Origin of the sequence: Silvanigrella aquatica (assembly GCF_001907975.1) — a bacterium.
Classification (GTDB): Bacteria; Bdellovibrionota_B; Oligoflexia; order Silvanigrellales; family Silvanigrellaceae; genus Silvanigrella; species Silvanigrella aquatica.
Map to the genome: position 1 here is coordinate 1,617,872 of NZ_CP017834.1, position 24,544 is coordinate 1,642,415.

At 32.2% G+C, this 24,544-nt stretch carries 20 protein-coding genes; 12 read left to right on the forward strand and 8 right to left on the reverse strand.

The window, feature by feature from the left end:
- Positions 1–93: 93 nt before the first annotated feature.
- On the forward strand, positions 94–648 hold the full coding sequence (locus AXG55_RS06705) for a thymidine kinase (protein ID WP_148697358.1): 555 nt from the start codon (positions 94–96) through the stop codon (positions 646–648).
- 9 nt (positions 649–657) lie between these two features.
- On the opposite strand, the gene AXG55_RS06710 is transcribed toward AXG55_RS06705, so the two are convergent.
- Both AXG55_RS06710 and AXG55_RS06715 read right to left on the reverse strand, forming a co-directional pair.
- Positions 658–1,887 carry a 3-deoxy-7-phosphoheptulonate synthase gene (locus AXG55_RS06710; RefSeq protein ID WP_148697359.1) on the reverse strand — a complete coding sequence of 410 codons (1,230 nt, stop codon included), beginning with the start codon at positions 1,885–1,887 and terminating at the stop codon, positions 658–660.
- Positions 1,888–1,954: 67 nt separating this feature from the next.
- On the reverse strand, positions 1,955–2,842 hold the full coding sequence (locus AXG55_RS06715; RefSeq protein WP_148697360.1) for an undecaprenyl-diphosphate phosphatase: 888 nt from the start codon (positions 2,840–2,842) through the stop codon (positions 1,955–1,957).
- A 173-nt stretch (positions 2,843–3,015) separates the two neighbouring features.
- Here AXG55_RS06715 and prfB point away from each other — a divergent pair.
- The 3 genes from prfB to AXG55_RS06730 all read left to right on the forward strand — a co-directional run bounded on the left by prfB (position 3,016) and on the right by AXG55_RS06730 (position 5,777).
- Positions 3,016–4,156 (forward strand): peptide chain release factor 2 gene (gene prfB, locus AXG55_RS06720; protein WP_148697361.1). Its coding sequence is split into 2 segments (ribosomal slippage): positions 3,016–3,075 and positions 3,077–4,156, totalling 1,140 coding nucleotides; the frame shifts between segments, so codons are not numbered across the junction.
- 37 nt (positions 4,157–4,193) lie between these two features.
- Positions 4,194–4,730 (forward strand): adenine phosphoribosyltransferase, encoded by a 537-nt coding sequence (locus tag AXG55_RS06725; protein WP_148697362.1) that lies wholly within the window; start codon positions 4,194–4,196, stop codon positions 4,728–4,730.
- Between the two features lie 192 nt (positions 4,731–4,922).
- Complete coding sequence (locus tag AXG55_RS06730) at positions 4,923–5,777, forward strand: mechanosensitive ion channel family protein (protein ID WP_148697363.1); 855 nt, start codon at positions 4,923–4,925, stop codon at positions 5,775–5,777.
- Positions 5,778–5,780: 3 nt separating this feature from the next.
- Here the strand turns inward: AXG55_RS06730 and AXG55_RS06735 are convergent, their stop codons facing one another.
- The gene (locus AXG55_RS06735; RefSeq protein WP_148697364.1) at positions 5,781–7,016 is read right to left on the reverse strand and encodes a mechanosensitive ion channel family protein; all 1,236 of its coding nucleotides are present in this window, start codon (positions 7,014–7,016) and stop codon (positions 5,781–5,783) included.
- 97 nt (positions 7,017–7,113) lie between these two features.
- Positions 7,114–8,316, reverse strand: a complete 1,203-nt coding sequence (locus tag AXG55_RS06740; RefSeq protein ID WP_148697365.1) for an esterase/lipase family protein — start codon at positions 8,314–8,316, stop codon at positions 7,114–7,116.
- Positions 8,317–8,560: 244 nt separating this feature from the next.
- On the opposite strand from AXG55_RS06740, the gene aroA reads away from it, so the two are divergent.
- From aroA to AXG55_RS06760, 4 genes are all read left to right on the forward strand, one after another.
- A complete protein-coding gene (gene aroA / locus AXG55_RS06745) occupies positions 8,561–9,934 on the forward strand; it encodes a 3-phosphoshikimate 1-carboxyvinyltransferase (protein ID WP_233231433.1) in 1,374 nt (457 codons plus the stop codon).
- Positions 9,935–9,947: 13 nt separating this feature from the next.
- The gene (gene aroC, locus AXG55_RS06750; protein WP_148697367.1) at positions 9,948–11,066 is read left to right on the forward strand and encodes a chorismate synthase; all 1,119 of its coding nucleotides are present in this window, start codon (positions 9,948–9,950) and stop codon (positions 11,064–11,066) included.
- A complete protein-coding gene (locus tag AXG55_RS06755; RefSeq protein WP_148697368.1) occupies positions 11,063–12,319 on the forward strand; it encodes a 3-dehydroquinate synthase family protein in 1,257 nt (418 codons plus the stop codon). The genes aroC and AXG55_RS06755 overlap by 4 nt, the downstream gene beginning before the upstream one ends.
- Before the next feature lie 134 nt (positions 12,320–12,453).
- Positions 12,454–13,032, forward strand: coding sequence for a VOC family protein (locus tag AXG55_RS06760; protein WP_233231434.1), 579 nt, complete (start codon positions 12,454–12,456; stop codon positions 13,030–13,032).
- Between the two features lie 3 nt (positions 13,033–13,035).
- Here the strand turns inward: AXG55_RS06760 and AXG55_RS06765 are convergent, their stop codons facing one another.
- Positions 13,036–13,914 carry a hypothetical protein gene (locus AXG55_RS06765; protein ID WP_148697370.1) on the reverse strand — a complete coding sequence of 293 codons (879 nt, stop codon included), beginning with the start codon at positions 13,912–13,914 and terminating at the stop codon, positions 13,036–13,038.
- Between the two features lie 252 nt (positions 13,915–14,166).
- Between AXG55_RS06765 and AXG55_RS06770 the strand changes: the two genes are divergently transcribed.
- Genes AXG55_RS06770 through AXG55_RS06785 form a run of 4 tightly spaced genes read left to right on the forward strand, consistent with a single transcriptional unit; the run spans position 14,167 to position 17,214 of the window.
- Positions 14,167–15,033 carry a glycosyl hydrolase family 18 protein gene (locus AXG55_RS06770; RefSeq protein ID WP_233231435.1) on the forward strand — a complete coding sequence of 289 codons (867 nt, stop codon included), beginning with the start codon at positions 14,167–14,169 and terminating at the stop codon, positions 15,031–15,033.
- A gap of 42 nt (positions 15,034–15,075) precedes the next feature.
- The gene (locus AXG55_RS06775) at positions 15,076–15,876 is read left to right on the forward strand and encodes a dioxygenase family protein (protein ID WP_148697372.1); all 801 of its coding nucleotides are present in this window, start codon (positions 15,076–15,078) and stop codon (positions 15,874–15,876) included.
- 36 nt (positions 15,877–15,912) lie between these two features.
- Positions 15,913–16,611 (forward strand): pirin family protein, encoded by a 699-nt coding sequence (locus AXG55_RS06780; RefSeq protein ID WP_148697373.1) that lies wholly within the window; start codon positions 15,913–15,915, stop codon positions 16,609–16,611.
- 36 nt (positions 16,612–16,647) lie between these two features.
- Positions 16,648–17,214 (forward strand): methylated-DNA--[protein]-cysteine S-methyltransferase, encoded by a 567-nt coding sequence (locus tag AXG55_RS06785; protein WP_148697374.1) that lies wholly within the window; start codon positions 16,648–16,650, stop codon positions 17,212–17,214.
- Here the strand turns inward: AXG55_RS06785 and AXG55_RS06790 are convergent.
- The 3 genes from AXG55_RS06790 to smc form a co-directional block, all read right to left on the reverse strand.
- On the reverse strand, positions 17,206–18,867 hold the full coding sequence (locus AXG55_RS06790) for a hypothetical protein (protein WP_148697375.1): 1,662 nt from the start codon (positions 18,865–18,867) through the stop codon (positions 17,206–17,208). The genes AXG55_RS06785 and AXG55_RS06790 overlap by 9 nt on opposite strands.
- A 612-nt stretch (positions 18,868–19,479) precedes the next feature.
- On the reverse strand, positions 19,480–20,433 hold the full coding sequence (locus AXG55_RS06795) for a hypothetical protein (protein ID WP_148697376.1): 954 nt from the start codon (positions 20,431–20,433) through the stop codon (positions 19,480–19,482).
- A 221-nt stretch (positions 20,434–20,654) separates the two neighbouring features.
- Positions 20,655–24,278, reverse strand: a complete 3,624-nt coding sequence (gene smc, locus AXG55_RS06800) for a chromosome segregation protein SMC (protein WP_233231436.1) — start codon at positions 24,276–24,278, stop codon at positions 20,655–20,657.
- Positions 24,279–24,544: the final 266 nt, after the last annotated feature.

Sequence of the window (24,544 nt, forward strand, 5' to 3'; positions counted from 1 at the left end):
GACATAAAATACTGTACATCTGCTCTTGCTTAAGTTGCAATTCATTTTAAATTATATTAGCCAAATAAATGTTATTTTAATATTGAGGGTTTTATGTTGCGAAAAAATGATAATGGCGTTCTTGAAGTTATTTGTGGTTGTATGTTTAGTGGAAAAACGGAAGAATTAATTCGTGTTTTAAAAAGAGCAATTATTGCAAAACAAAAGGTTCTTGTTTTTAAACATGCTTCTGATATCCGTTATTCACATGAAGAATTATACAGCCATAATGGTCAAAAAATCACTTCACATTTAATATCAAACACAAAAGAGATTTTTTCACTTGATTTAGATGAGGTCGACGTTATTGGCATTGATGAAGCTCAATTTTTTTCTGATGATATTCTTGAGCATGTTGAACTTCTTATGGAAAAAGGTATACGTGTGATTGCCGCAGGATTAGATTTAGATTATCGACGCAAACCTTTTGGCTGTATGCCCCAGTTATTAGCTATGGCAAATAAAGTAACTAAGCTTTCTGCGATATGTGTCCAATGTAATGATGAGGCGCATTATAGCCAACGACTTATTCATAATAATCAAATTGTATTAGTGGGGGCGGCTGATAGTTACGAACCCCGTTGTCGTAAACACCATAAAATCACATAAAAAAATAATTTAGTTTATTTTTTTCGCAAATTTATGTATTAATTCAAGACTTTGCTCTTTATTAAGTCTAGGATCGCAATATGTTTGATAATTGAGGAGCAAATTATTTTCTGTAACATTGGATTTTTGTCCTCCTAAACATTCTGTTACGTTTAAGTGGGTTAATTCTAAATGAATGCCTGCTAATATTGATCCTAATTCGTTATGCAGTGAATAAGTATCCATGAGTTCTTTAAAAATACTTTCAAAATCACGCGTTTTAATTCCATTTTGAGTTTTAAAAGAATTTCCGTGCATGGGATCGCAGCTCCAAGTTACGGGAGTTTTAGCTTTATTTACACTAACTATGATTTTAGTTAAAACATCACAAACTTTATTTGCACCAATTCGTGTAATTAAATTAATTTTACCTGGTATATGATTTGGATTTAAAATTTTAATAATATCAATTAATTCTTGCGCATTGGATTTGGGACCAATTTTTATTCCAATAGGGTTCGATATGCCTCTTAAATACTCAATATGAGCACTATTTAAATCACGCGTGCGTTCTCCAAGCCACAAATAGTGTGCGCCGTAATTAAACCAATTATCCGATATTTTAGATTTTCTTGTTAAACAGGATTCATAATTTAATAATAGAGCTTCATGGGATGTAAAAAATCGCGAATTTTTAAATGCAATGTTATTTTCATGAAAATATTTTCTAATCCAATTTAAAGTTAATTTTGAATTTTCAAAAGCTTCTAATAATCGTTTAGGCTCTGGAACTCTTTTATTCTTTTTAAATTCAATGTTATTAATAATATCGCCTCGATAGCTTGGGAGTTCAAATCCATTTTGAATTTCAAACTCTTCGGAGCGGGGTTTTGCGTATTGACCTGCAATGCGACCAATTGTAACAACAGGTTTTTTTAATATATTTTGAATTATTTCAGATAAATCTTGTAAATGAGTGACGCGTTGTATCACATCACCATATTGGCAGCTATCAAATGTTTCGGCACAATCTCCTGCTTGTAAAACAAAAATATTTCCTTTTGCCGCTTCTGAAATATAGTGCCGATTGAGTAATATTTCTTCTTCGGTAACAAGAGTTTCAGCCGAATTTAAAATATGCAATGATTCAAACAAATGCGATTGATTCGGATATTCTGGTTGCTGGATAAGTCTATAATTAATCCAACTTTCAGGATGCCAAGGCAAATATTGCGTATCATTTAGTTTGGCAGGTTTCATGAATGACCTTAATATCCAGTCGGTTATTTATTCTGAAATGGATACAGTGAAAGGGTAAATTTGTGGATTAAACTATCCAACCTAAGCTGGCACCAATAATCAGAATAAAACCTAGAGTCAAACGATACCAGGCAAAAATAAGTGTTGATCTCTGTTCAAGGTATTTCATAAGTCCAAATACAGCAAGAAAAGCAGCTATAGAGGCTGTTATAATTCCGACAGCAAGCACACTCCAGCCATGGGTTGTCATTCCTGCTTTATACATTTCTTCAATTTGTTTTAAACCAGCAGCAACAATGACAGGAACTCCTAAAATAAAGGAAAAGGCAGCTGCAGTTTCTCTTTTTAAGCCTAAAAAAAGACCGGCTGAAATTGTGGCGCCAGAACGTGAAACTCCAGGAATAAGAGCAGCTACCTGAGAAAGTCCCACAATAATGCAATCTTTAAATGTTAATTTAGAAAAATCGCGCTCATGTTTGCATATTTTTTCAGCGACAATAAATATGGCACCCATGACAATGCAAGCAACACCAATAACATAGAGAGATCTTAATGGTGAATTTGGGGCATTTAGAGTTGATTTTAATAATAATCCCATGATACCAACAGGAATAGTGCCAATAATAATGCCCATTCCTAAACGAAATTCTGAAGAAGAATAGTCTTTATTTTTTATACTTTTTATTGAACCGTTAAAAATATTAAATATTTCTTTTCTAAAATAGATCATGACTGCAAAAAAACTAGCCAGTTGTACCGCACCTGTAAAAGGCGTCCCGGGATCTTGCCAGCCTAAAAAAGAGGGGACAATGCGAAGATGAGCTGTGCTGCTGATAGGAAGTAATTCTGTAATTCCTTGAACAATACCTAAAATGATAATTTTAAAATATCCTAAGTCCGCGAATCCACAGTCGATCAATTGGCCATGAACAGGAATGGGGCAAGCAAGAGTCATCGAATATCTCCCTGCAAAAAGAGTTGCACAAACAAACTAGATACCATATCGTCTCACGAAGGCCACAAAGTGGCCTATAAATTTTTTTAAAAAAGAGCCCGTCTTTTCAATTATACTACTGACGGGTTCTTTTTTGCTTGCTTAAAAATTTATTTTTTTATTTGAGGAGAATCATGAGCGAATTACAACGCGCATTACTTGCAGAAATCCGCGAAAAATTTGAACCTATTCGGAGGTATCTTTGACACTCCTCTGAAAAGAAAGCGTATTTTAGAAATTGAAGCAGAAAGTAACAGCGATCCTAATTTTTGGAACGATCGTAGAAAATCTTCCGCACTCTTAAAAGAAAAAAAGAATATTGAAGATGGTGTGATCTCTTGTGAATCTTTATTAAAAAAATTTGAAGACACTCTTGTTGCCATTGAATTTGGCGAAGAAGGAGATGAACAGTCAAATAAAGAAGCTGATGGCTCTATTTCTGAATTAACTCAGGACGTCAATTTGTTAGAAACGAAGCGACTTTTATCAGGTGAAACAGATAAAAACAGCGCTATTATCACAATTAATGCTGGCGCGGGTGGGACAGAGGCTTGTGATTGGGCGCAAATGATAACGAGAATGATGTTACGTTTTTGCGATCGTAAAGGATTTAAAGCAGAGGTTGTTGATGAGCTAGAAGGAGAAGGCGCAGGATTAAAAAATGCGACTATTACTGTCGATGGTGAATACGCTTATGGATTATTAAAATCTGAAAATGGTGTTCACAGATTGGTGCGCATTTCTCCTTTCGATTCCAATGCGCGTCGTCACACTTCATTTTGCTCTGTTTTTGTGAGTCCTGTCATAGATGACGACATTAATATTGAAATAAAAGAAAGCGATTTAAAAATAGATACCTACCGCGCTGGAGGCGCTGGAGGACAGCACGTTAACAGAACCGACTCCGCCGTACGCATGACACACATGCCTACAGGTTTTGTTGTGCAAAGCCAGCAACAGCGTAGCCAAATTCAAAATAGAGAAACATGTTTAAAATTGCTCAAAGCCAAGCTCTATGAGCTTGAAATAAGCAAGCGACAAGCGGAATCAAAAGCAATTGAAGATGCTAAAATGGATAACGCTTTTGGTTCGCAAATACGCTCCTATGTGTTGCATCCCTATAAATTAGTTAAAGATGTTAGAACTTTAGCTCAGAGTAGCGATCCCAATGTGATTCTCGATGGCGACATTGAATCTTTTTGTTTAGAGTACTTGCGCCAGACGGCGGCAGGACAGTTTAAAGGAAAAGGCGGATCGGTTGACGATCTCGATTAAAAATGTGTCTTTATTAATATGAAATAAGGAAAATAAAATGAGTCTGCAAAGCGAATTATTGACAATAATAAAAGATGTTCCCGATTTTCCAAAACAAGGAGTGATATTTAAAGATATCAACCCACTTTTGAGAGATCCTCTTGTGATGAAAAAAGTGATTTCTCAAATGGCGGATTATGCTCGTTTGATTAATATCCAGCATATAATTGGAATTGAAAGTCGTGGATTTTTCTTTGGAATTCCCTTGGCATTAGAGCTTAATTTGCCTTTTATTGCGGCTCGTAAAAAAGGAAAATTACCGGGTTCTGTTATTTCCGAATCCTATGCCTTGGAATACGGCACAGATTGTATTGAAATTCAAAGTAGCGCTTTAAAAAAAGGCGACCGTTACCTTATTATTGATGACGTTATTGCTACGGGCGGAACAGCAAGTGCGACGGCAAAAATTGTCAATAAAAGCGGCGCTATTGTTGCCGGATTTTCATTTTTAATTGAACTTACTTTTTTAAATGGAAAAGATCTGTTGTTAAAAGATAATGAAAATGCTCAAATTCAAAGTTTAATTAAATTTTAATTTAATATTTAGATTTATAATCTTCTAATGAAATAATTAAATTCTCATCTATCCATACATGCATGCATGCAATGAATTATCAATATTGCAAGATTTATAATTTTCTGTATAATACTATAATAAAAATACAAAATTTAGTATTTTTATTTCTGCTAATCCATTGCTATATTTTTAATAAGGAAGATCTGACAAATGTTTTTCAATAAATTTCATTGGGATGTTCTTTGGGACTTTAGTTATAATTTGTTACTATCTGTTATTGCAGCTGGTATTATGTTTTTTATTGTAAAAGGACTTATTCGAGCACTTCGTAAAGCAAATTTAAAAGGGACTAAAATAGATTCTACCTTGGTTCCCTTTACAATAACAATTATTCGTTATGCTGGCTTTATCATTACGGTTTTAATTACATTAAATATTTTTGGAGCAAATACCAATGGTATTATTGCTTTTCTAGGTGCAACAGGGCTGGGTGTGGCTCTTGCCTTAAAAGACACATTGCAAAATATTGCATCGGGAATTATGCTCATTTTTTTACGTCCTTTTAAAGTAAATGATGTTATTGAATGCGGTTCAAATTCAGGAAGTGTTCAAGAAATTAATTTATTTACAACGACGTTAAAAACTGCTGATGGTTTATACTTATGTGTACCAAATAATCTTCTATGGAATTCATCTATTAAAAACTTTACAAGAAATGGCACTAGACGTCTCGATTTTGTAGTTGGAGTTGCTTATTCTACTCAAATTGAAAAGGCAAAAGAAATATTATTAAATTTAAGCAGTCGCGATGGTCGTATTTTAAAAGAACCTTCTCCTGTTATTGCTGTAACGGCTTTAACAGAAAGTTCCGTGAGTATTATGTTACGTTGCTGGATTCATGTCGATAATTATTGGGATGTGAATTTTTATTTGCAAAGAACGGTTAAAGAATCTTTTGATGAAGTAGGAATTTCAATTCCATTTCCACAGCGTGATATCCGCCTACATATTGCAAATGAAAAAAATATTGATGACAAATCACATGCTATCATGGCCTTAAAATAAGTACTAAGAAATTTTATCTTTGTCCTTAGCTCTTTGATTTAAAAATCCATTGGAAAAATCGGTAGTAGAAATTGCATTTTTATCACCATTGCGAAATGCTGTATAATGGGGTGACATAATTTCAATTTTTGCTTCATGAAAAATATCTTGAATATTTTGTCTTAATTCAGAATAAATATCTGCCATTCTATTAGGCTGATTTGTATAAGCATTGATTTCATAGGAAACATAAAAATCATTGAATTCTTTTTGCAAAACAAATGGCTTTGGTTCTTTCAGAATATCATTGGTTTTTAATGCGGCATCAGTAAGTAAACTGTGAACAAGGCGCCAAGGAGTGTCATAATTGATGCTAATTGTTGTATTCAGAATTAAGCCATAGGATTGAGCTGAAGAGCTATAATTTATAATATGACTTCCCAATACCATGGAACTTGGAATGGTAATGTCTTCATTTTTTATTGTGCGTACCCGAATCACAAGCAGATTTTTTTCAATCACATCGCCTACAGTAGAAGATATTTTAACTCTATCTCCTACTTTAAAGGGCATCATATAAGTTAGCACAATTCCCGAAACCATATTTGCGACTGCTGAACTGGATCCTAATGAAAATAAGATGCCTAAAAAAACCGATATTCCCTGAAATGCGGGTGAACCCGAACCGGGGAGATAGGGAAATATAATAATTAATGAAAATGCTAAAATAAGAATGCGAACAAGTTTGTAAGAAGGTTCTGCCCAATCTTTATAAAAGCCATTAATATGTATTGTTCCACTTCCAATTTCTCTAAAAATAAATTTTATAAATTGAAGAATATATTTTGTAATTATAGCAACAAATATAATTATAAAAATTTTAGGAATATAATCAATGATGACATTTGAAATGACTTTTAAAGGATCTGTTACGTAATGTAATAATATAGGAACATAATTTTCTGTCCAAGGAAAAAAACTGAATACAAGAGGTATATAAAAATAAAGCAAAAGTAGAGTAAAAAAAATTCGCAGTGCTTGAATACATCCTAATAGAGTAGAGATAAGACGATCCGCTGTGAGAAGCTCTAGGTTTCGAATGCGTAAAGGGCGAATTTTAGTTCCCTTCCAAGTTAAAATTTTATTTGTGAATTTTGACGATGCTAAATTCAAAAAGTAAAGAATGATGAGCAATAATATTGTTGAAATAATTGAATACATTACTGAAAAAATCATTTCGTTGGAGTCATGAATGGGCATTTGAAAAAATCCTTACCTTTTAGTCATCAGGGCAAATGATATTGCTCATAATATTTAGACCAATGAAGCATATGACTCAACCATAAAATTAAAATTTTTAAAGTGAATGTAACAATTCTAAGTGCTGCATGTAAATATCTTTTACACTCCAATATGATTTTCCTAAAACAGGAACAGCACCAATAATATCTAGATGGTTCCAGCCTTCTTTAGTTCCTAAGTGATTCCAAACACCTATGACAGCGCTATCGTGATATTCCTTTTTTATGCTTTGGAAGGGTGCTGCCATGCTATAAGTGTTTACAATTCCGTCATTGGCTAACCATTTTGAATCAATTGTTACTTTGCCATTTTCTCTTTGTGTAAAACAACCAATTGCACCTGAAGGAAAATCAAGAATGGAAAGAAGTGATAATTTACAGCTATTAAATGGATTTGTAATAAATGTTGAATGTGTTGACATTGAAAAATAATAGATATCCTGATATGTTTTCTCAGAATCATTAAATTCTTTAGCTCCTTCCGGACTTAAATCCCATTTACTCATATCCTTAGTATTCCAAACAGCGGAGTTAAAAATTTTATTAAAATAATCTTTTAGAGATTCTTTTTTCTCTCTAGCTATTCCCCAATGTTCTAATTTTAAGTCCAATAAGGGATTCTTTTGCACATTTACGAAGGCACTAAATGTTGTTAATAAGGCTTGAGCTGTAGGAAGAAAAGCATCTACAATATTTGTAAGAGACGTTCCATTATTTGGTGTTGCAATAGTTGTAATACTTGTCACCCAATTTTTGTTACCTTTAAATAAATCGCTCATGTCACTATAATTTAAATTAATCTCAACAGCAGACCCCTCTTTTAAAAGTTTAATAAGTGAGCGGATTGTTTGTCCCCCTTGGCTATGCCCTACAAAATGAAGTTTATGAGTATCATCCCATTGTGAATAAAGTGATTTTGGGTAACAACGCCCAAAACGGGCATGCCCGTATTTTTTTGCATGAGCTTCGCCATAATCTGCGCATGTTCCTTTAATCTGCGCATAAAGTTCGACGGCTCTGTCATAATTTGAACTTAATCCTCCTACGGAAGCTGTGAAAACTACATTTCCTTGTGATTTTAAATCTTCCTGCAGATCGTTAAATCCTCCCCAGTAATAGAACCCGTTTAAATCATTTCTTCCCCAACCCGTGAAGCCATGAACAAGCACAACCGGATCGCTATTTTTAGCTTGAATAATATGTGGTAAAAAGCATAATAAAAAAGCAAAATAAGTAATAAATCTCTTTATAAAGAACATGAATTCTCCTTGCTGCGGATGAGAGGTACTTAAAAATACCTGAATATGAAATTTGGAAAAAAATCAGTGATGTAGTTAATACATTGTTTTTCTTATGATTTCAAATTATTTACCGCTTTCGCCATGGTGTGAATTGCATTTGGCAATGATTTGAGCATACATTGATTTTTGAAGGATACTTATGCTTTTAGCATAATGGATCTCTTTTATTAAAATTTATAAATAATGTAAAATGCGAAAATTTATGGAAATAAAAAATTTTTTATTCTCGTTAAACAATGAAGAATGTATTTCTAAAATTAAGGTGCTGGGTAAAAACTTTTTCAAAAATACGCAGCTTACTGTCCCGGGTTCAAAAAGTTTTTCAAATAGAGCAATTGCTCTAGCAGGAATGAGTGGCATTCCTGTTACTTTAGAAGGTGTGCTATTTTCAGAGGACTCCTATTGGGGGATGAATTCTCTTATAAAACTAGGGTTTTCATTGGAAATAAATTATCAATTAAAAATTGTTCATATTGTTCCTCCACAAAATAATTTTTTAAATGAACAAAATTTATATTTTGGTAAGGCGGGAACTCTGGCTCGATTTTTTCCTTCCGTTATTTTAAACTGGCAAAAAACATTTCCGCGTAGTAAAGAATTAAAATCTCATGTTTATGCTGATAAGCAATTGATGAATAGACCTCTTACGCCGTTAATTCATGCGCTGAAGTCTTTAAATGCAAATATTGAGGGTGAGTCTTTGCCTTTATCATTAATTTCTTCAGATTTAAAGGGGAAATGCTCAATAAGTGGCGCTGTATCGGGGCAGTTTTTAAGTGGTTTATTACTTGCTGCTCATGGAGCTAAAAATAAAATTGTGATTGAACGCATTGAACGTTTAGTTCAGCCTGATTATGTACGCATGACCATGCAAATTATAAAAGATTTTGGTGGTTACATTCATTGCAATAATAATCTGACTTTATTTGAAATTCAAAAAACAGAAAATAAAATTGATGCCTTTTCTTATTGCATTGAAGCTGATGCATCAACCTGCTGTTACTTTCTTGCATTGGCTTTTTTGCATAATTTTAATTTACGCATTCTTAATTTAGGAAAAAATACGTTGCAACCTGATCTTAAATTTATATCAGTTCTTATTGAAATGGGAGCTCATATCGAAATTTTAGATTCAGAAATTATGGTTTACAAAAGGGAATTCAACTTAAAACCAAAAGGCAATCGCATTTTTGATTTTTCATATTTTAGTGATCAAGCGCTGACATTAGGCGCTCTCGGATTATTTGCTGATGCACCTATTGAGATTATAGGTATTTCACATATTAGAAAACATGAATGCGATCGTATTGCCTGTTTTGTTAAAAATATATTATCCCTTGATTTAAATATTGAAGAAAAAAAAGATGGATTTATTATATATCCTTGTCAAAGAAATCTAAATAGCATTAATGGTGAATTTGAAACGTGGGAAGATCATCGTTTTGTCATGTCAGGCTTTATTATTGCTTCTATGGCAAAAAATGTGGTTATAAAAAATCCCAAATGTGTTGAAAAAACGGCACCTCAATTTTTTAATCAGGTGCAGGAACTTGGTTTTCAACTTGAAATAGTTTAGGAGAAAATTCGAAATGGGAAGTCAATTAGGTACTTTATTTCGTGTGTCCACATTCGGAGAATCTCATGGAGTGGCCTTAGGCTGTGTTGTCGATGGCTGTCCACCGGGCGTAACAATGTGTCAAAATTTAATTCAGACTTTTTTAGATCGCAGAAGACCTGGTCAAAATGAATTTACAACGCAGCGAGCGGAATTAGACATCTGCGAAATACTTTCTGGTGTAGAAAACGAAGTTACCTTGGGAACACCTATTGCGATTCTTGTTCGAAATCAAGATAAAAAATCTTCAGATTATAACGATATCAACCAAATTTTTCGCCCAGGACATGCTGATTATACGACATTTAAAAAATATGGCACAGCAGCAAGCAGTGGCGGCGGGCGTGCCAGTGCCCGTGAAACCATTGGCCGCGTTGCGGCAGCTGCTGTTGCGAAAGCTTATGTGCAAACTCTTTTGCCCCAAGTTGATGTTATTGCGTGGGTCGATCGTATTGGCCATGTACAGGCACAGGTCGATCTGAACTCTGTTACTTTAAGTAACGTGGAAGCAAGTTCAATTCGCTGTCCCGATGAAATAGCCGCTGCAAATATGATGAGTGAAATTAAGAGCGCAAAGAATAAGGGAGATTCCCTTGGTGGGGTTATTTGTTGTGTGGCAAAAAACATCCCCAGTGGTTTGGGCGAGCCTGTTTTTGACAAGCTTGAAGCCGATTTAGCAAAAGCAATGATGAGTTTGCCTGCAGCGCGCAGTTTTGAAATTGGTGAAGGATGGGCTTCCACCTTTTTAAAAGGAAGTGAAAATAACGACGCCTATTTTTTGGATAAGGAATCAAATATAATAACGCGAAGCAATCGATCAGGTGGCATTCAAGGTGGAATATCAAATGGAATGCCTATTTTTATTCGTGTGGGATTTAAGCCTGTATCAACTATATTTAAGCAACAAAATACAGTGACTAAAGATTTTAAAGAAATTCAATTTACACCTACTTCGGGGCGCCATGATCCCTGTGTTTTGCCACGTGCTGTTCCTTTAATCGAATCCATGTTTTGGTTGGTCATAGCAGATCATTTATTACGGCAAATTTCTTTAAATCATAAATTTTTAGCTGAAATTCAAAACAATTTATGAAGAATATATTTTTAAATCATCAAATAGAATTAAATGAAATTCTCGAGGATTTTTTTACAAGCGGCTATACTCGAAAATCAACTCCTCAGTATTCTTCAAATTATAGTAAAGAAATATATAATTTAGCTTGCAAAATATTTAAAAGAGGTTTTTTATCTGAATGTGCTAAAAAGAATTATCATTATTCAATTCCGCTGCCAGAATTTGTAGATCAACAGCAATGCGAAGGTATTTTAAATTCTTTTTCTGAAAATAATTCCTTCTTTATTTTTGATGAAAATTTTTTGAAAAATTATGATTCTATAAATAATTTTTATAAGAAAAATGTAAATTCTTCTTATGTCTATTTACCTAATGAAAGATCTAAAAATATAGATACTGTATACAATATTCTAAGTTATATTCCCAATTCTACAAACCTCATATTTGCGTTAGGAGGCGGCATTACTTTAGATATTGCAGGCTTCATTGCCGCATTGCTTGAAATAAAAGTTTATTATTTACCAACAACCTTACTAGCATCAATTGATGCAGGTATGGGTGGAAAAACCGGTGTAAATTATTTTCCTTATGGGAAAAACCAGATTGGGTTATTTTATGAAGCCGAAAAACTTTTATTCAATCCCTCCTTTTTTTCTAGCTTGTCACTTGAAAATAAAGTTTGTGGGCTTATCGAAGCCATAAAACACTCTTGGATTTTTGGTGAATTTGAAAATGATATATCCACTATTTTAAAAATTTATAAAAGTACGGCCTCTATTGAAGATTATACTTATCTCATTAAAAAAAATATTTTATATAAATCTCATATTGTGAATCTTGATCCCTTTGAATTAAAAGACATTCGCACTTCCTTAAACTTAGGTCATACATTAGCCCATGTCCTTGAGTCCTTGAGTGATGAAGAATTTATTACACATATTTCTCATGGTATTGCCGTTGCTCATGGGTTATTATTTTTATTAAAAAAAGGGTTTCTTCAGACAGCATCAAATTTAAATGATTTTGAAAAACTAATTAGAGAAATTACCGAAAATTATCCTGTCATAATTAAAAATCCAATCCCTCCTCATATTATAGAGAGGTATTTATCACAAGATAAAAAAAATTATTTTACCGCCAGTTGTTCTTTAAGTTTACCTAGTTATGGGCATTTTTCATTATCAAACAATCCAGCAACTTATTTGTCTGTCACTCAATCGTTCCCGTTAAATCAAATTTCAAATCTTATCATTCAATACATTGAGTCTTGATTCTCAAGTTAATTTTGTCAAATTGACGCCATGATGAAAATATTTTTCCCATTTAATCTTGAATTGGGAGTGCAATTTTGCCAGAATTTTAATTGGGCAATTTACTTTTAAACTTTATGATAAAGGAACAACGTATGGATCCTCGTCCGACTCGTATGCCATGGCTGTCACCTTATTTAGCAGTTAGAAATTTGGAAAGATCTACTGATTTTTATGCAAAAGCATTTGGTTTTAAATCAAAAGGGATGAAGGACAATCATGGAAGTATAAATCATATTAATATTTTTCATAAAAATACGGTATTGTTTATGCTACATGCAGAAGGATCCATGGGAAATCCTTCACGTTCTCCAGCAACAACGAATGCGGTTCCGCCGCAAACATTTTATGTATTTGTAGATAATGTAGATAAAATTTATGAAAAAGCTATTGCTAATGGAGCGCGCAGTGTTCATGCTCCTGAGGATGTATATTGGGGCGATAGATACTGCACAGTTGTAGATATTGATGGATACTCTTGGTCTTTTGCAAAAGTCTTGAAAAAATCCTCTCCTAAAAAGAAAAAGTCTTCCACAAAAAAGAAAAAAGCAACCAAGACAAAGAAAACCACCGCAAAAAAAGGCGCAAAAAAAGGCGCAAAAACAAAAAAAACAGCTAAGAAAACAACTAAAAAACCAACTAAAAGAAAAGTAACAAAAAAGAAAAAACCTTAATTGTTACTTTATGCGTTCTCTTAGAAAATCATATCGTGCTTGGAAGGCTAGTTGTAATTGAATTGCATTTTGCTTACTAAATTGCTTAAACCATTCTTGAGAATTAAAACTACTAGGAAAATTTGGAATCGCTTTAAATGTTTTTTTATCTAAATTATATTTAAAGCCTCCATGAGTTATTTCTCTTCCGGTTTCCGGATCAAAAGTTAAAACGACACAAGTGACTTCACTGCAATCACATTCGGGATTGACACAATAGAGATCATCCATGGCAAACATTTTATTTTCAAATGATCTTTCAATACTTCCTGCGTAAGGAAAAACGGCTTGAAAAGGAACTAAGGCCGATTTTTTTTGTCTTTTAGGAATACGTTCTTGCCATTGATCATCAACAAAATCAGGGAAAAAACTGATAAAAGGTTGTCGTAAATGGGGCATTAAATTACCTTCTGCTAGTTTTTCAAGAGCCTCAATTAAGGAAGAATTTTCTTTATCGCTCAACTTTATTTGGTGACTTTCATCACGTTGAATGCTTCCTGATCCTTCACCATCCAAAGTTGTTGCGATTTCCCGGGTATCCAGAATTTCTAATATTTTTAATGTACGAATATTAATTGTAACTGTTAATCCAATAATATTTGATTGTTGCACATTTTCTTGCGATGTTAAACTGGCTAACATTTTCGCTCTAAAATGATTTTTAAAGGGAGTCAGCTTTAATACAAGTGTGCTGAGCTCAAGATTTTTTTGCATTTCATCTTTAGATTCGACTTGTTTTGGAAATACCAGAACAACTTCTAAGGAATAATATTGACCATGCCAATAAAGTCGATTGGCTTCATTTGCCCCAACATTTAATTGCATATAAACAGGATTTTGCATAAAGAGAACTCCGTTCTTAAAAAACTGACTCTAACGGGGTAACAAATTTCAATACTTATCGCAAGTATTTGATAACTATTCCAAGAAGAACAATCGAATTTATTTATTTGCGATACTTTATTATAAACACTTAATTTTAATATGCTTTTTAATAAATTTTAAATTTAAAAGTTTGATTTTCATTAGACACCCTTAATTTCAGTTGCTATCCTTCGTCCTAGAATTCAAAAAAATATGATGTTAGGAGAAAGAATGAAATATAAATGTCGATTTTATTTGTTCAATATTTTTTTATTTTTATTTGTTAGTAATGCAAATGCCTTTATTAAAATGTCCTATGTCGAAGTCAATTCAAATAATTTATCCAATATAGGATGTTATGTTCGTTCTGATAATGGGAAACCATATATTGATTTCACATCCATTTTTGCTGCAAATATTAATGGATCTGATATTAATAGTCCCGAAATTTATTTTAATCCACAAGTATCCCATTTATTGAATAATGATTATGATCAGATTTCTAATTTACAAAAAAAAGGAGTTAAGGTTTTAATCACATTATTAGGAAATCACCAAGATGCGGGTTGGGCTTGCCTGACTCAGGATGCCGCTAAACAAAAATTTGCTAAAGAAATTGTAAATATGGTAAATAAATATAAATTAGATGGTGTTGATATTGATGATGAATATTCAACGTGTTTTTCAAACAGAACATCAATTTCTGACCTTGCCCATTATATAAAAAATGACCCTAATTTTAATGGAAAAATATTGACTAAAGCCTTATTTAATGATGACTTTGATTTTAGCCGTAGCAAATTAGCAAAATATTTGGATTATGGTTGGGAAATGACTTATAGTTCAAGTAATTTTGCGAGTAGATTAAATAGGTATTTAAAGTATGGAATGAATAAGGAGCATTTATTTTTAGGTGGAAATGCTAACCAGAGTAGTTCTTTTTCTTCAAGTATTTCTAATTACGTTAAAACAAATGATTTTGGTGGCGCCATGATTTATAATATCACAACTTATTCCTGGAACTTTTTAAATGACATGGCAAGAGCGGAATATGACAATAAATTGGATATTCAAGTTCTCCCAAATTGTTTAAAATAGTTTCATAAATATGAATACAAATTTTTGCGAAAAGAGCATAAAATGGAACAATCTCAAAGCGCGACTGCGATGTTCATCGGCCATGGTTCTCCTTTAAATGCAATTATAAGAAATGATTATACTGAAACTCTAGCGCACTTAGGACGTAATATTTCTAAAAATATTAATTCTATTGTTTGTATTTCAGCGCACTGGAATACTGAAGGTATTTTTATAACAGGTGCTGAAAATTTAAAAACAATTTATGATTTTTCAGGATTTCCAGATGAATTGTATCAAATAAAATACGCTCCTAAAGGAAATCCTAAACTTGCGCAAGAAATGCAATTATTGCTTAAAGATTATTCCCCGCAAATTGATTTTAATCGAGGACTTGATCATGGTGCTTGGAGTGTTTTAGTACATATGTTTCCAAAGGTAGATATTCCTGTATTGCAATTAAGTCTTAATTTAAATTTTAGAACAGCAGATCACTATAAATTAGCCTTACTATTAAAACCCCTTCGAAAAGAGGGTATTTTATTTCTAGGAACGGGAAATATTGTCCATTCTTTTTTTTCATTTGATCAAGATATAAATGCTCCTTCTCCACAGTGGGCTATTGATTTTGATTTAAATATAAAAAAAGCATTAATTGAAAGAGATCATAATTCCATTATTCGATATAGAAGAATTTTTGGGAGAAGTGCAAAGTTGTCTGTGCCCACAGAAGAACATTATTTGCCGTTACTTTATATTATAGCCTTGCAAGAAGAAGCTGAATCTGTCAATTTCATTTATGAGAAATTCCAAAACAGTGGTATGTCTATGCGCAGTTTTACATTAAATAATATAGAATTATAATTATATATTAACTTAAATTTGAACAAGGATATATTTATGATTCATATTCGAAAAAGTTCTGATCGTGGTAAGGGTGAATTTGGCTGGCTCCATGCAAAATATACCTTCTCTTTTGGCGAGTACTATGATTCTTTGTTCATGGGATTTAGAAATTTAAGAGTGATTAATGAAGATAAAGTAGAACCAGGACAAGGATTTCCTACCCATGGTCATCGTAATATGGAAATCGTGACCTTCATTATTTCTGGTAATTTAGAGCACAGAGATAGCTTAGGAACGGGCTCTGTCATTCGGGAAGGTGAAATTCAAGTTATGAGTGCAGGTAAGGGCATTCAGCATAGCGAATTTAATCATTCGAACTCTGAATTCCTGCATTTACTGCAAATTTGGATAGAACCTATTGTTAAAAATCAAGAACCAAGTTATCAGCAAAAAGATTTTTCGCAAATAAATGAAAAATTAACGCTCATTGTTTCACCAGAGGGAACCCGTGATTCCCTTAAAATAAAGCAGGATGTTAAAATATATAAAGCAATGCTTGCTGTTCAAGAAAGTTTTCAATATAAGCTGGAAAGAGATCGGCACGCATGGATTCAGATTGCAATAGGATCTATGACTTTTGGTGATAATATTATTCTCGAACAGGGTGATGGTCTTGCCATTTCAGAAGGGGATATTTTAGTTTTTTCAGCACCTAAAAGTCCCTGCCAGTTTTTAATTTTTGATTTACCTTAATTTGAAAAATTTATTATAAATATGGAAAAATGAATAATGGAAAAACATAAAGAATTTAATTTAGATTATTTAAAAAAAATTATGCTTAGAAATAAAAAAATTAAAATTAAATACACAATTCAGAAATGTAATTTTGGTTTTGTTTTTATAGCTATTTGTGATCTTGGCATTATATCTATTCAGTTTTCTGATTTTAAAGAGTTTTTTGAAGAAAAAATTAAAAATTTAAATCATAATAAAGTCATCGAAAATTTAGAGAACGCGGATCAACATGAATGGTCAAAAGAGATTTTAAATTATTTAGAAAATCCAACTCGGAATTTTACTTTACCTATTTTTGTCGAAGGGACTTTTTTTCAGAAAAAAGTTTGGCAAGCATTAAAACAAATTCCTACTGGAAAAACTCAATCTTATAAAAAAATTGCAGAGCAAATAGGATTGCCAAAATCAGTGCGCGCTGTGGCAAATGCCTGTGCTACCAATCCTATTGCTTTTGTCATTCCCTGCCATCGCATTATCCGTTCCAATGGCGCTTTAAGTGACTATCGTTGGGGCAAGGAGCGAAAAAGACAAATGCTTGAATTTGAAAAAGCGTTACTTTAGAGGAACGTTTAAGGATAGCGCTTTTTGAATTGCGATTTTATATCCATTCTGCACAGTTTTTGTAGGATCATTCTGACATTCTTCATTATCGATTGCTTCAATAAATGATTTTGCTGAAAAGATAATATGTTTAGATAAGCTTGAGCTTCTTTCAATATTAGAGTCATTTATATTTTTACTATAAATTTCATATAATGATTTTGACATGGCATTGCGAACATGGGACTTATAATAACTTTTGCAAAAAGCGATTTTGGAATTCTGTTGGCTAAGATTATCCACTTTTTCTGAAGGATCTTCATCAAATTCAGGAAGAATAATATTTTCGGATAATATGGGAAGCGTTATTTCCTCTGATGTAAGTGTTGCTATAGTGTCAGCATTGTTTTCTAACAAACTATCCGTTTCAGCAATGATATCAGTTGGTACATTATTTTCAGTTACTTTTTCATTTTTTAATTTTATTTCACTTTCTAATTCTTTGTGCGAGATTGTGCAAGGCATTTGTGATGGTAAGAATGTTGTTCCTGTGCATTGTACATAATTATTTTCTCCATCACCAATATTAAATGTAAAGTTATTTTGTGATCCTAGGTAACGGTTTAAAGTAATTGAGGAATTTTTTAAGACATATATATTTGGGGTTTCATTCCAAACGGAAATAAGTTTAAAATAATTAGGATTTTTAATATCTCCACCATAGTTCGAATCATTAAATATGGAACAGCTGCCTAAGTTTGTTGATGAATAGTCTATTTTTTTAATTTCAATAGCATATCCAATACCAGCTGGTGCATAAACTTTAAAAGGAACGCAATCTTTACTAGCAACCCCATAAATAATATTATTTGAAATTGAATTCACTTTATCATTATCTTTATATCTAATATTCATGCTTACTTGTTTTTTAAAGTGAACATTTGAAGTATCAATTTTTAAATAAATATGACAATCATTTTCTCTAGCGATTACCGAACCAATTTGACAACTGTCTTTTTTCATAACAGTCTGAAGTGGTATTTGAATTCCATTTATCTCTTCAATTGTGATATCATTTGAACTTCTATTTACAAGACGTATTTTATGTAGTTCAGGATCATTCTCATGCGTCTCTTTTATAGTGAGAGTTTTAGGCTCTAAATTCACTCCATTATCATTATGACCCAAAAGATTATTAGCAAAAAATATGGAATTGATTGAAGTGCGAATGAGTTTTGAAGCAATATAAACATTTTGTGGATCTATTTTACAATGAGGTTCACCATTTCCATTTGTAATGTTCGAAAAGGGATCTAAATCATGATCTTGTATTTGTTTTATTAAATCAAGAATTGATGTGATGTTCATGCCATCAATACCTGCGGTATAAGTCGCTAGTCCTGCAGTTAACGCAGTTACTAATAAACTATCTACCACTATTCCATATTTAAGATTAGCGGGACTGTAGCTGTTACCTAAATTGTTGATAACACTTTGAAGTGTTCCACTTGGACCCACCATTTTATGCTGTAATTCATTTTGGCATGACTTTGTATTAAAAATCACTTTTCTAATTTCATGCAAAAAATTTGTTTCATCAAAAAAATTGACTTCTTGGGCAGAGGCAGAAGAAACTGATACAATGATAAAAGGATATATGATTTTTTTAAACATAATGCACTCCAAATAATAAAAATTATTTTAGATATTGTTAAATATTGAAATTTTTTTATCTATCAGAGATATAAAATCTGTAAATAGATTCATAGATAATTATAATATTTGTTTTTTAGATACAACAAAAATTATTATTATTTTAAAATAATAATAATGATAATTTGATGTATTTGTTTTTATTATTTATTTCTATGTAAATTAAAATAAATTAAAATAATTATTTTGTTTAAATATTATGATTTATTTTTATTTATAAAATAAATGTTTTTTGAAATATAAAGATTTTTTATGAATTTTAAAAATTAAAATACTTATTCTTAATATTTTTTAATATTTAAATATTTTTGAGATATTATTTTATTATAATTTATCTGTCAGTAAAACCGATTAAATCAGGCGCGTTTTAAAAATTATATTTTTTTTCTGCAAAATCCCATAGCAAAAAAATGTATAGGTAAGCTTACAAATTTTAAAAAAGTTGCTTAAAGATAAATCGATTTTATTTGTAAAAAATTGAATTGCCCCTTTTCATGATTGTGGAAAGCTATGTATTGGATAAAAATATACAGAAAACGAGGAGGTCTTTATCAATTTAAACTCTTAGTCATATTAGAATGTAAATTTTATTCCAGTATTTAATCCGTATGTAATATCATTTGTTGATTTATATTTTGAAATAAACTGATTATATTTCTCTTTGCCTTCAAAATCATAATCAGTTTCTAATTCGCTTACAATATTTGCGAACAAATTCATTTTATTTGGAATGGCATTATAGTTTAAACCTAAATACACATCTGATTTAATTCGACTTTCGTAGCTTGTATCAACGAAGTCTGAACTGCCGTATTTTTTGGGTATGAAATTTAAGTTGATACCAAAATCAACGCCTAATAATTCGTCAAAATAATATTGTCCATTACCGCCTAATTGAAAAGTGATATAGGAATCAATCTGAGTTTGAGAATTTTCGAATGACGTTTTTCCTATGTAAGTGAGATGAGATTTTGCATTCCAAATAAATGCATTGCGATTTTGGCTTAGAACAACTCCCAAGGCAAATTGTGTATTTCCTGAAGCTACGGCATCTTCTTTGGGTTTAATAAGATCGGGTGAAAGTTGGGCAATGAAATCGAGATTAAATTTTGAGCTGTCTTTATTTTGCTCATTATATCTATTTAAATAAAAGAATTTGGGATTTTCAAATCCACTATTTCTTGAATGGGTACCATATGAAGAATTAGTTATTGTTAATTTTTCTGTTTTATTGTAATAGTCGAGATTAATTCCCAGAATATAATTTTTTTTTAAAGAATAAGAGAAAGTTTCTCCTAGCCTGACCCCATTGACTTCATATTGCCGAGAAGAAGAACGACTTTGATATTCTGTTTCATGAGTATTTTTAAATACAGTCAACACGGATTCGCTTAAAAACATATTTTCTTCTGGAATAAATGTTAATTGACCCAGTTTTGGAGAGTTTGAAACTTCATTTTGCGCATGAGCAAGGCAGGGAATTAAGGCAACAAAAAAAGCGCTAAAGCATGACTTTAATTTTTTCATTTATCATTTCCAGTATTTAATTTTATAATGCATTTATCTTGTGCAATTATTTTGACAAGATCTATTCAATTAGAGGAGGAATTAGATAATAAATATGATATTGTCAATTAATTTATGTAATTTAAATAAAAAATTTAGATATAAAATTATAAAAATTAAATTTAATTAGTTTATTTAATAATAATTTAAAAATATTTAATTAATTTAAAAATTATTAATAATTACAATGTTACGCTCGCTCCTGAGCGAATGGCCGTTTTTTGTTTCTTTCGCAAATGACTTGGAACATCACTTAAGTCAACAGAAACTAATTTTGAAACACCTGGTTCGCTCATAGAAATACCGTAAATAGTATCTAAGACTTCCATGGTTCTCCGGTTATGCGTAATGACAACAAATTGGAATTCATTGCTTAAAGCATCGAGAACATCGTTGAAACGTCCGACGTTTGCTTCATCCAAAGGCGCATCGACTTCATCAAGGAAACAAAAGGGAGCGGGGGTGGTTTTGAGGAGACTAAAAATAAGTGAAATTGCAGTTAAAGCTTTTTCTCCACCACTAAACAGACTCATATTTTGCATTTTCTTGCCGGGCAAGCGCACAAGAATTTCAACTCCAGAGTTTAATAAATCTTGATCATTGAGCATATGAAGCTCTCCATAACCGCCAGGGAAGAGAACAGGGAAGATTTTTTGAAATTCTATGTTTACTTTGTCAAATATCTCTTTGAAGCGCACTTTGGTATTTTCTTCAATTTCTTGAATGGATAAATAAAGTTCTTGAACAGAACGTTCAATATCTCCTTTTTGTGTCGTTAAAAAGTTTAATCTTTCGCTCACATCTTTAAACTCTTCCAATGCTCTTTCATTGACGGCACCTAATTCTTGTATAGCAACATGCAATTCTTTTATGCGATTTTCTAATTGGTTGCGCAAAGATTGATCGTTATTTGCTTCAAAAGGCAAATCTTGTGTGGCTAAATTATATTTTTCTAAAGCATCTTTTAATGCTGTTTCGATAATAGTGTCATAGCGCGCCAGCTCAAGTTGTTTTTCGTTAATAAATTTTTGTTTAGAAGCTGCAGAATCTTTTTGTGACTTTAATTTGCTTTCAAAAACTCTAAGTTCTTCTGAGTTTTCATTTTCTTCTTGAACTAAATATTCGAGCTTATCTTCATAAATCTTGACTTGTTTTTGAAAATTTCCAATTTCACTCGCTAAATGAACGACTTCACTTTCTCCATTGCTAATTTGAAAATCTAGATCATCAATTTGTGAAATAAAGGAATCCACTTTTTGCTGCATGCGCTTTAATTGAAAAACCATTTCTTCATAATATTTGCGATTGTTTGTTTGTCTTTCTAATATAACAGCGCGTTCGGATTTTTTGCTTTGTAGTTGTGTTAAAACTTCATCGCGTGTTTCTTTTTTATCTGAAAAGTCACTTTCGAAATCGTCTAAATCTCGTTGTAATAATTTGAATTCAGAATCGAGGCAATCCATTTGTCCTTGATTTTTAGCAAAAGAATCCTTTGACTCCAACAATTCCGCTTGAAGTCTTTCTTTTTCTTCATCGAGGCGTGTTAAGTTCTCATCAACGTGGCGCAGTTGTAAGTCATAATTTTCCAGCTGACTGGATAACTTAACAGATTCTACTTTTTCTTTTTCCAAAACAGATGCTAATTCTGCAACTTTAATTTCAATTTTCTTCTTTTTTTCAGATAAAGAATAAAGAGCACCTTCTGCACTAGCAAGTTTTTCCTGCATTTTTTCTTTTTGTACTTTTGCTTCGGAATATTCTCGGCGTTTTTGTAAAATACCTTGCGACGCGCCTTCTTGAAGAAGTCCGCAACTGAGACCGATTGTCCCATGAGAAATGGTGCCGCGTTCCGTAACAAAAATAAAATGCGGACTTTGGGCACATATTTTTCTTGCTTTTAATAAAATCCATTCGTCTTGGCATATGAAAATGCGATCAAAAATCTTTTTAGCAGAAGGCCATTTACAACTTTCCAAGCGATCACCCACACAGCGAATACCATGAATAGATTCTAAATTGGCTTTATCTGTTTCTTCAATTTGTGATAAATGTGTGACCAAATCTTTTACAAAAAGTGTTACTTTAGAAATAGATAATTCTTCAACTTTATCGACAATTTCAATAAAATCATCTGTATTTTCAAGTAGTGCTGCTTGAAATAAATGAGGCATACAGTTTTCAAGAATGGTTTCATCATCCTTGTGTAAGGAAACAGCATCAAATAAAAAACCAGATATTTGATTAGAAAGTTTTTCTTTTAATGCTAAAGTCCCATCTGATAATCCACTATTTGATTCAACTAATTTTTGTAATACAGAAGCATGACTTGAAATTTCCATGTGCTGTTGCTTAATAATTTCACGTTCGGTATTGGATTGATCAAATTGTTTTTTAATGTTTTCAAGTTCCGATTCAATTTGATTGCGATTTAGCACAACTTCATTTAATCCCAAAGAAACTTTGCTTAAATTGTCGGCAATACCTTTGCGATCAGCGGCAATTTGTCCACGAGATTGATGAGTTGTTCCATGATTTTCTGTAATTTTTAATATTTGTTGATTGTATCTTGAAATTGTGTCTAACAAAGATTCATTACGTGCGCGTAAGGAATTGCGGCTTGTTTCGATAGCGCGCATTTCAGAACGAATTTCGTCTCCACGCATGCGATCAACCTGTAAAGATTCATCCAATTCTTCAAGTTTTTCTTGAAAACTTTCTTTTTCAGCATCGAGTTTTTGTAAACTTAAGGTGAGTTTTTCAAGCTCTTCCATTAATTGAACTTGACGTTCTTCTTCACGTTTTAAATTGAGTTGTTCATCAGCAAGTTCTTTTTTAAATTTTTCTTTTTGCGTTATTCTTTCTTCGTGGCGACGTTTGTAATTTTCACTGCGTTCTTGGTATTTAGTAAGCGCAATTTTTTGATCATCGAGTTGATTTTCAGTTGCTTTCATTTGTTGAGTTAATTCCAGTTGCTTTGATTTTAAATCATTGGCAATGGATTCCCACTCACCCGCTTCAATAGTGGCTTGTTGAATTTCTGAAGATCTGCTATCAATTTCTTTTTTAATTTTACCTGCTAAATTGCGATAAAAACCCACATGATTTTTAATTAAAAGAATTTCTTTTTCTTTTAATTCTTGACTATATGATAATTTTTGTGAAGCTTTTTCAACTTGCTCTTCTAAAGAGTCTTTTTGTCGTGTAAGTTCTTGCTCAATTTCTTCTAAGTTTTTCATCCGTTCATTTGTAGAGGTCAATCTTTTTTCAGCTTCTTTTCTACGTACTTTAAATACGGTTATACCTGCTGTTTCTTCAAGAATTTCTCGTAAATCGTCAGGGGATGCTTGAATAATACGATCACGTTTATCCTGCTGAATAATAGCGTAACTTTTTGAACCTAGACCAATGGATAATAAAAATTCGACAATATCTTTTAAGCGGCAGGGTTCACGATTCATAAAATATTCACGCTCGCCGCCGCGATTTATTCTTCTTCCAATCGATATCTCAGGTAAATGCATATATTCTGCTGGACAATGAAAGCCATCATTTGAAAATGTAAGTGTGACTTCCGCAAGGCTTAAGGGCTTTCTATTTTGAGATCCCGAAAAAATAATGTCCGTGGGATCGTCAGCGCGTAAACTTTTTGCTGTTTGTTCACCCATGACCCAGCGCACGGCATCGATAATATTTGATTTTCCAGAACCATTGGGCCCAATGACACCCGTAATTCCATCATGATAATGAATGTTCACTCTGTCTGCAAAACTTTTAAATCCCGAGATATGGATTGATTTAAGCTTCATAAGATCCTTGCGCTCAAAAATAGAAACGAATAAAAGCAAAGAGAGAATCACTCTCTCCTGATGGTCAGTATAGCAAATTCTTACTTACCAAACTAATGGCAAAAAAATTTCGCCCTGAGATTCTCTCTATCATAAGGTTCTTGATTTGATAAAATTAAAAATGAAATGATACTTTAAGTACTAAATATAAATTAGATTTTTAATTTTTATATATAATTTTGCTCACAATTTAAAAATTTATAGATTCTTTTATTTAAAACAATAAG

Excerpts from the sequence above, each read along its gene's own strand:
- AXG55_RS06705 (WP_148697358.1), top strand. The coding sequence starts at position 94 with ATGTTGCGAAAAAATGATAATGGCGTTCTTGAAGTTATTTGTGGTTGT.
- AXG55_RS06710 (WP_148697359.1), bottom strand. The coding sequence starts at position 1,887 with ATGAAACCTGCCAAACTAAATGATACGCAATATTTGCCTTGGCATCCT.
- AXG55_RS06715 (WP_148697360.1), bottom strand. The coding sequence starts at position 2,842 with ATGACTCTTGCTTGCCCCATTCCTGTTCATGGCCAATTGATCGACTGT.
- AXG55_RS06725 (WP_148697362.1), top strand. The coding sequence starts at position 4,194 with ATGAGTCTGCAAAGCGAATTATTGACAATAATAAAAGATGTTCCCGAT.
- AXG55_RS06730 (WP_148697363.1), top strand. The coding sequence starts at position 4,923 with ATGTTTTTCAATAAATTTCATTGGGATGTTCTTTGGGACTTTAGTTAT.
- AXG55_RS06735 (WP_148697364.1), bottom strand. The coding sequence starts at position 7,016 with ATGCCCATTCATGACTCCAACGAAATGATTTTTTCAGTAATGTATTCA.
- AXG55_RS06740 (WP_148697365.1), bottom strand. The coding sequence starts at position 8,316 with ATGTTCTTTATAAAGAGATTTATTACTTATTTTGCTTTTTTATTATGC.
- aroA (WP_233231433.1), top strand. The coding sequence starts at position 8,561 with ATGGAAATAAAAAATTTTTTATTCTCGTTAAACAATGAAGAATGTATT.
- aroC (WP_148697367.1), top strand. The coding sequence starts at position 9,948 with ATGGGAAGTCAATTAGGTACTTTATTTCGTGTGTCCACATTCGGAGAA.
- AXG55_RS06755 (WP_148697368.1), top strand. The coding sequence starts at position 11,063 with ATGAAGAATATATTTTTAAATCATCAAATAGAATTAAATGAAATTCTC.
- AXG55_RS06760 (WP_233231434.1), top strand. The coding sequence starts at position 12,454 with ATGGATCCTCGTCCGACTCGTATGCCATGGCTGTCACCTTATTTAGCA.
- AXG55_RS06765 (WP_148697370.1), bottom strand. The coding sequence starts at position 13,914 with ATGCAAAATCCTGTTTATATGCAATTAAATGTTGGGGCAAATGAAGCC.
- AXG55_RS06770 (WP_233231435.1), top strand. The coding sequence starts at position 14,167 with ATGAAATATAAATGTCGATTTTATTTGTTCAATATTTTTTTATTTTTA.
- AXG55_RS06775 (WP_148697372.1), top strand. The coding sequence starts at position 15,076 with ATGGAACAATCTCAAAGCGCGACTGCGATGTTCATCGGCCATGGTTCT.
- AXG55_RS06780 (WP_148697373.1), top strand. The coding sequence starts at position 15,913 with ATGATTCATATTCGAAAAAGTTCTGATCGTGGTAAGGGTGAATTTGGC.
- AXG55_RS06785 (WP_148697374.1), top strand. The coding sequence starts at position 16,648 with ATGGAAAAACATAAAGAATTTAATTTAGATTATTTAAAAAAAATTATG.
- AXG55_RS06790 (WP_148697375.1), bottom strand. The coding sequence starts at position 18,867 with ATGTTTAAAAAAATCATATATCCTTTTATCATTGTATCAGTTTCTTCT.
- AXG55_RS06795 (WP_148697376.1), bottom strand. The coding sequence starts at position 20,433 with ATGAAAAAATTAAAGTCATGCTTTAGCGCTTTTTTTGTTGCCTTAATT.
- smc (WP_233231436.1), bottom strand. The coding sequence starts at position 24,278 with ATGAAGCTTAAATCAATCCATATCTCGGGATTTAAAAGTTTTGCAGAC.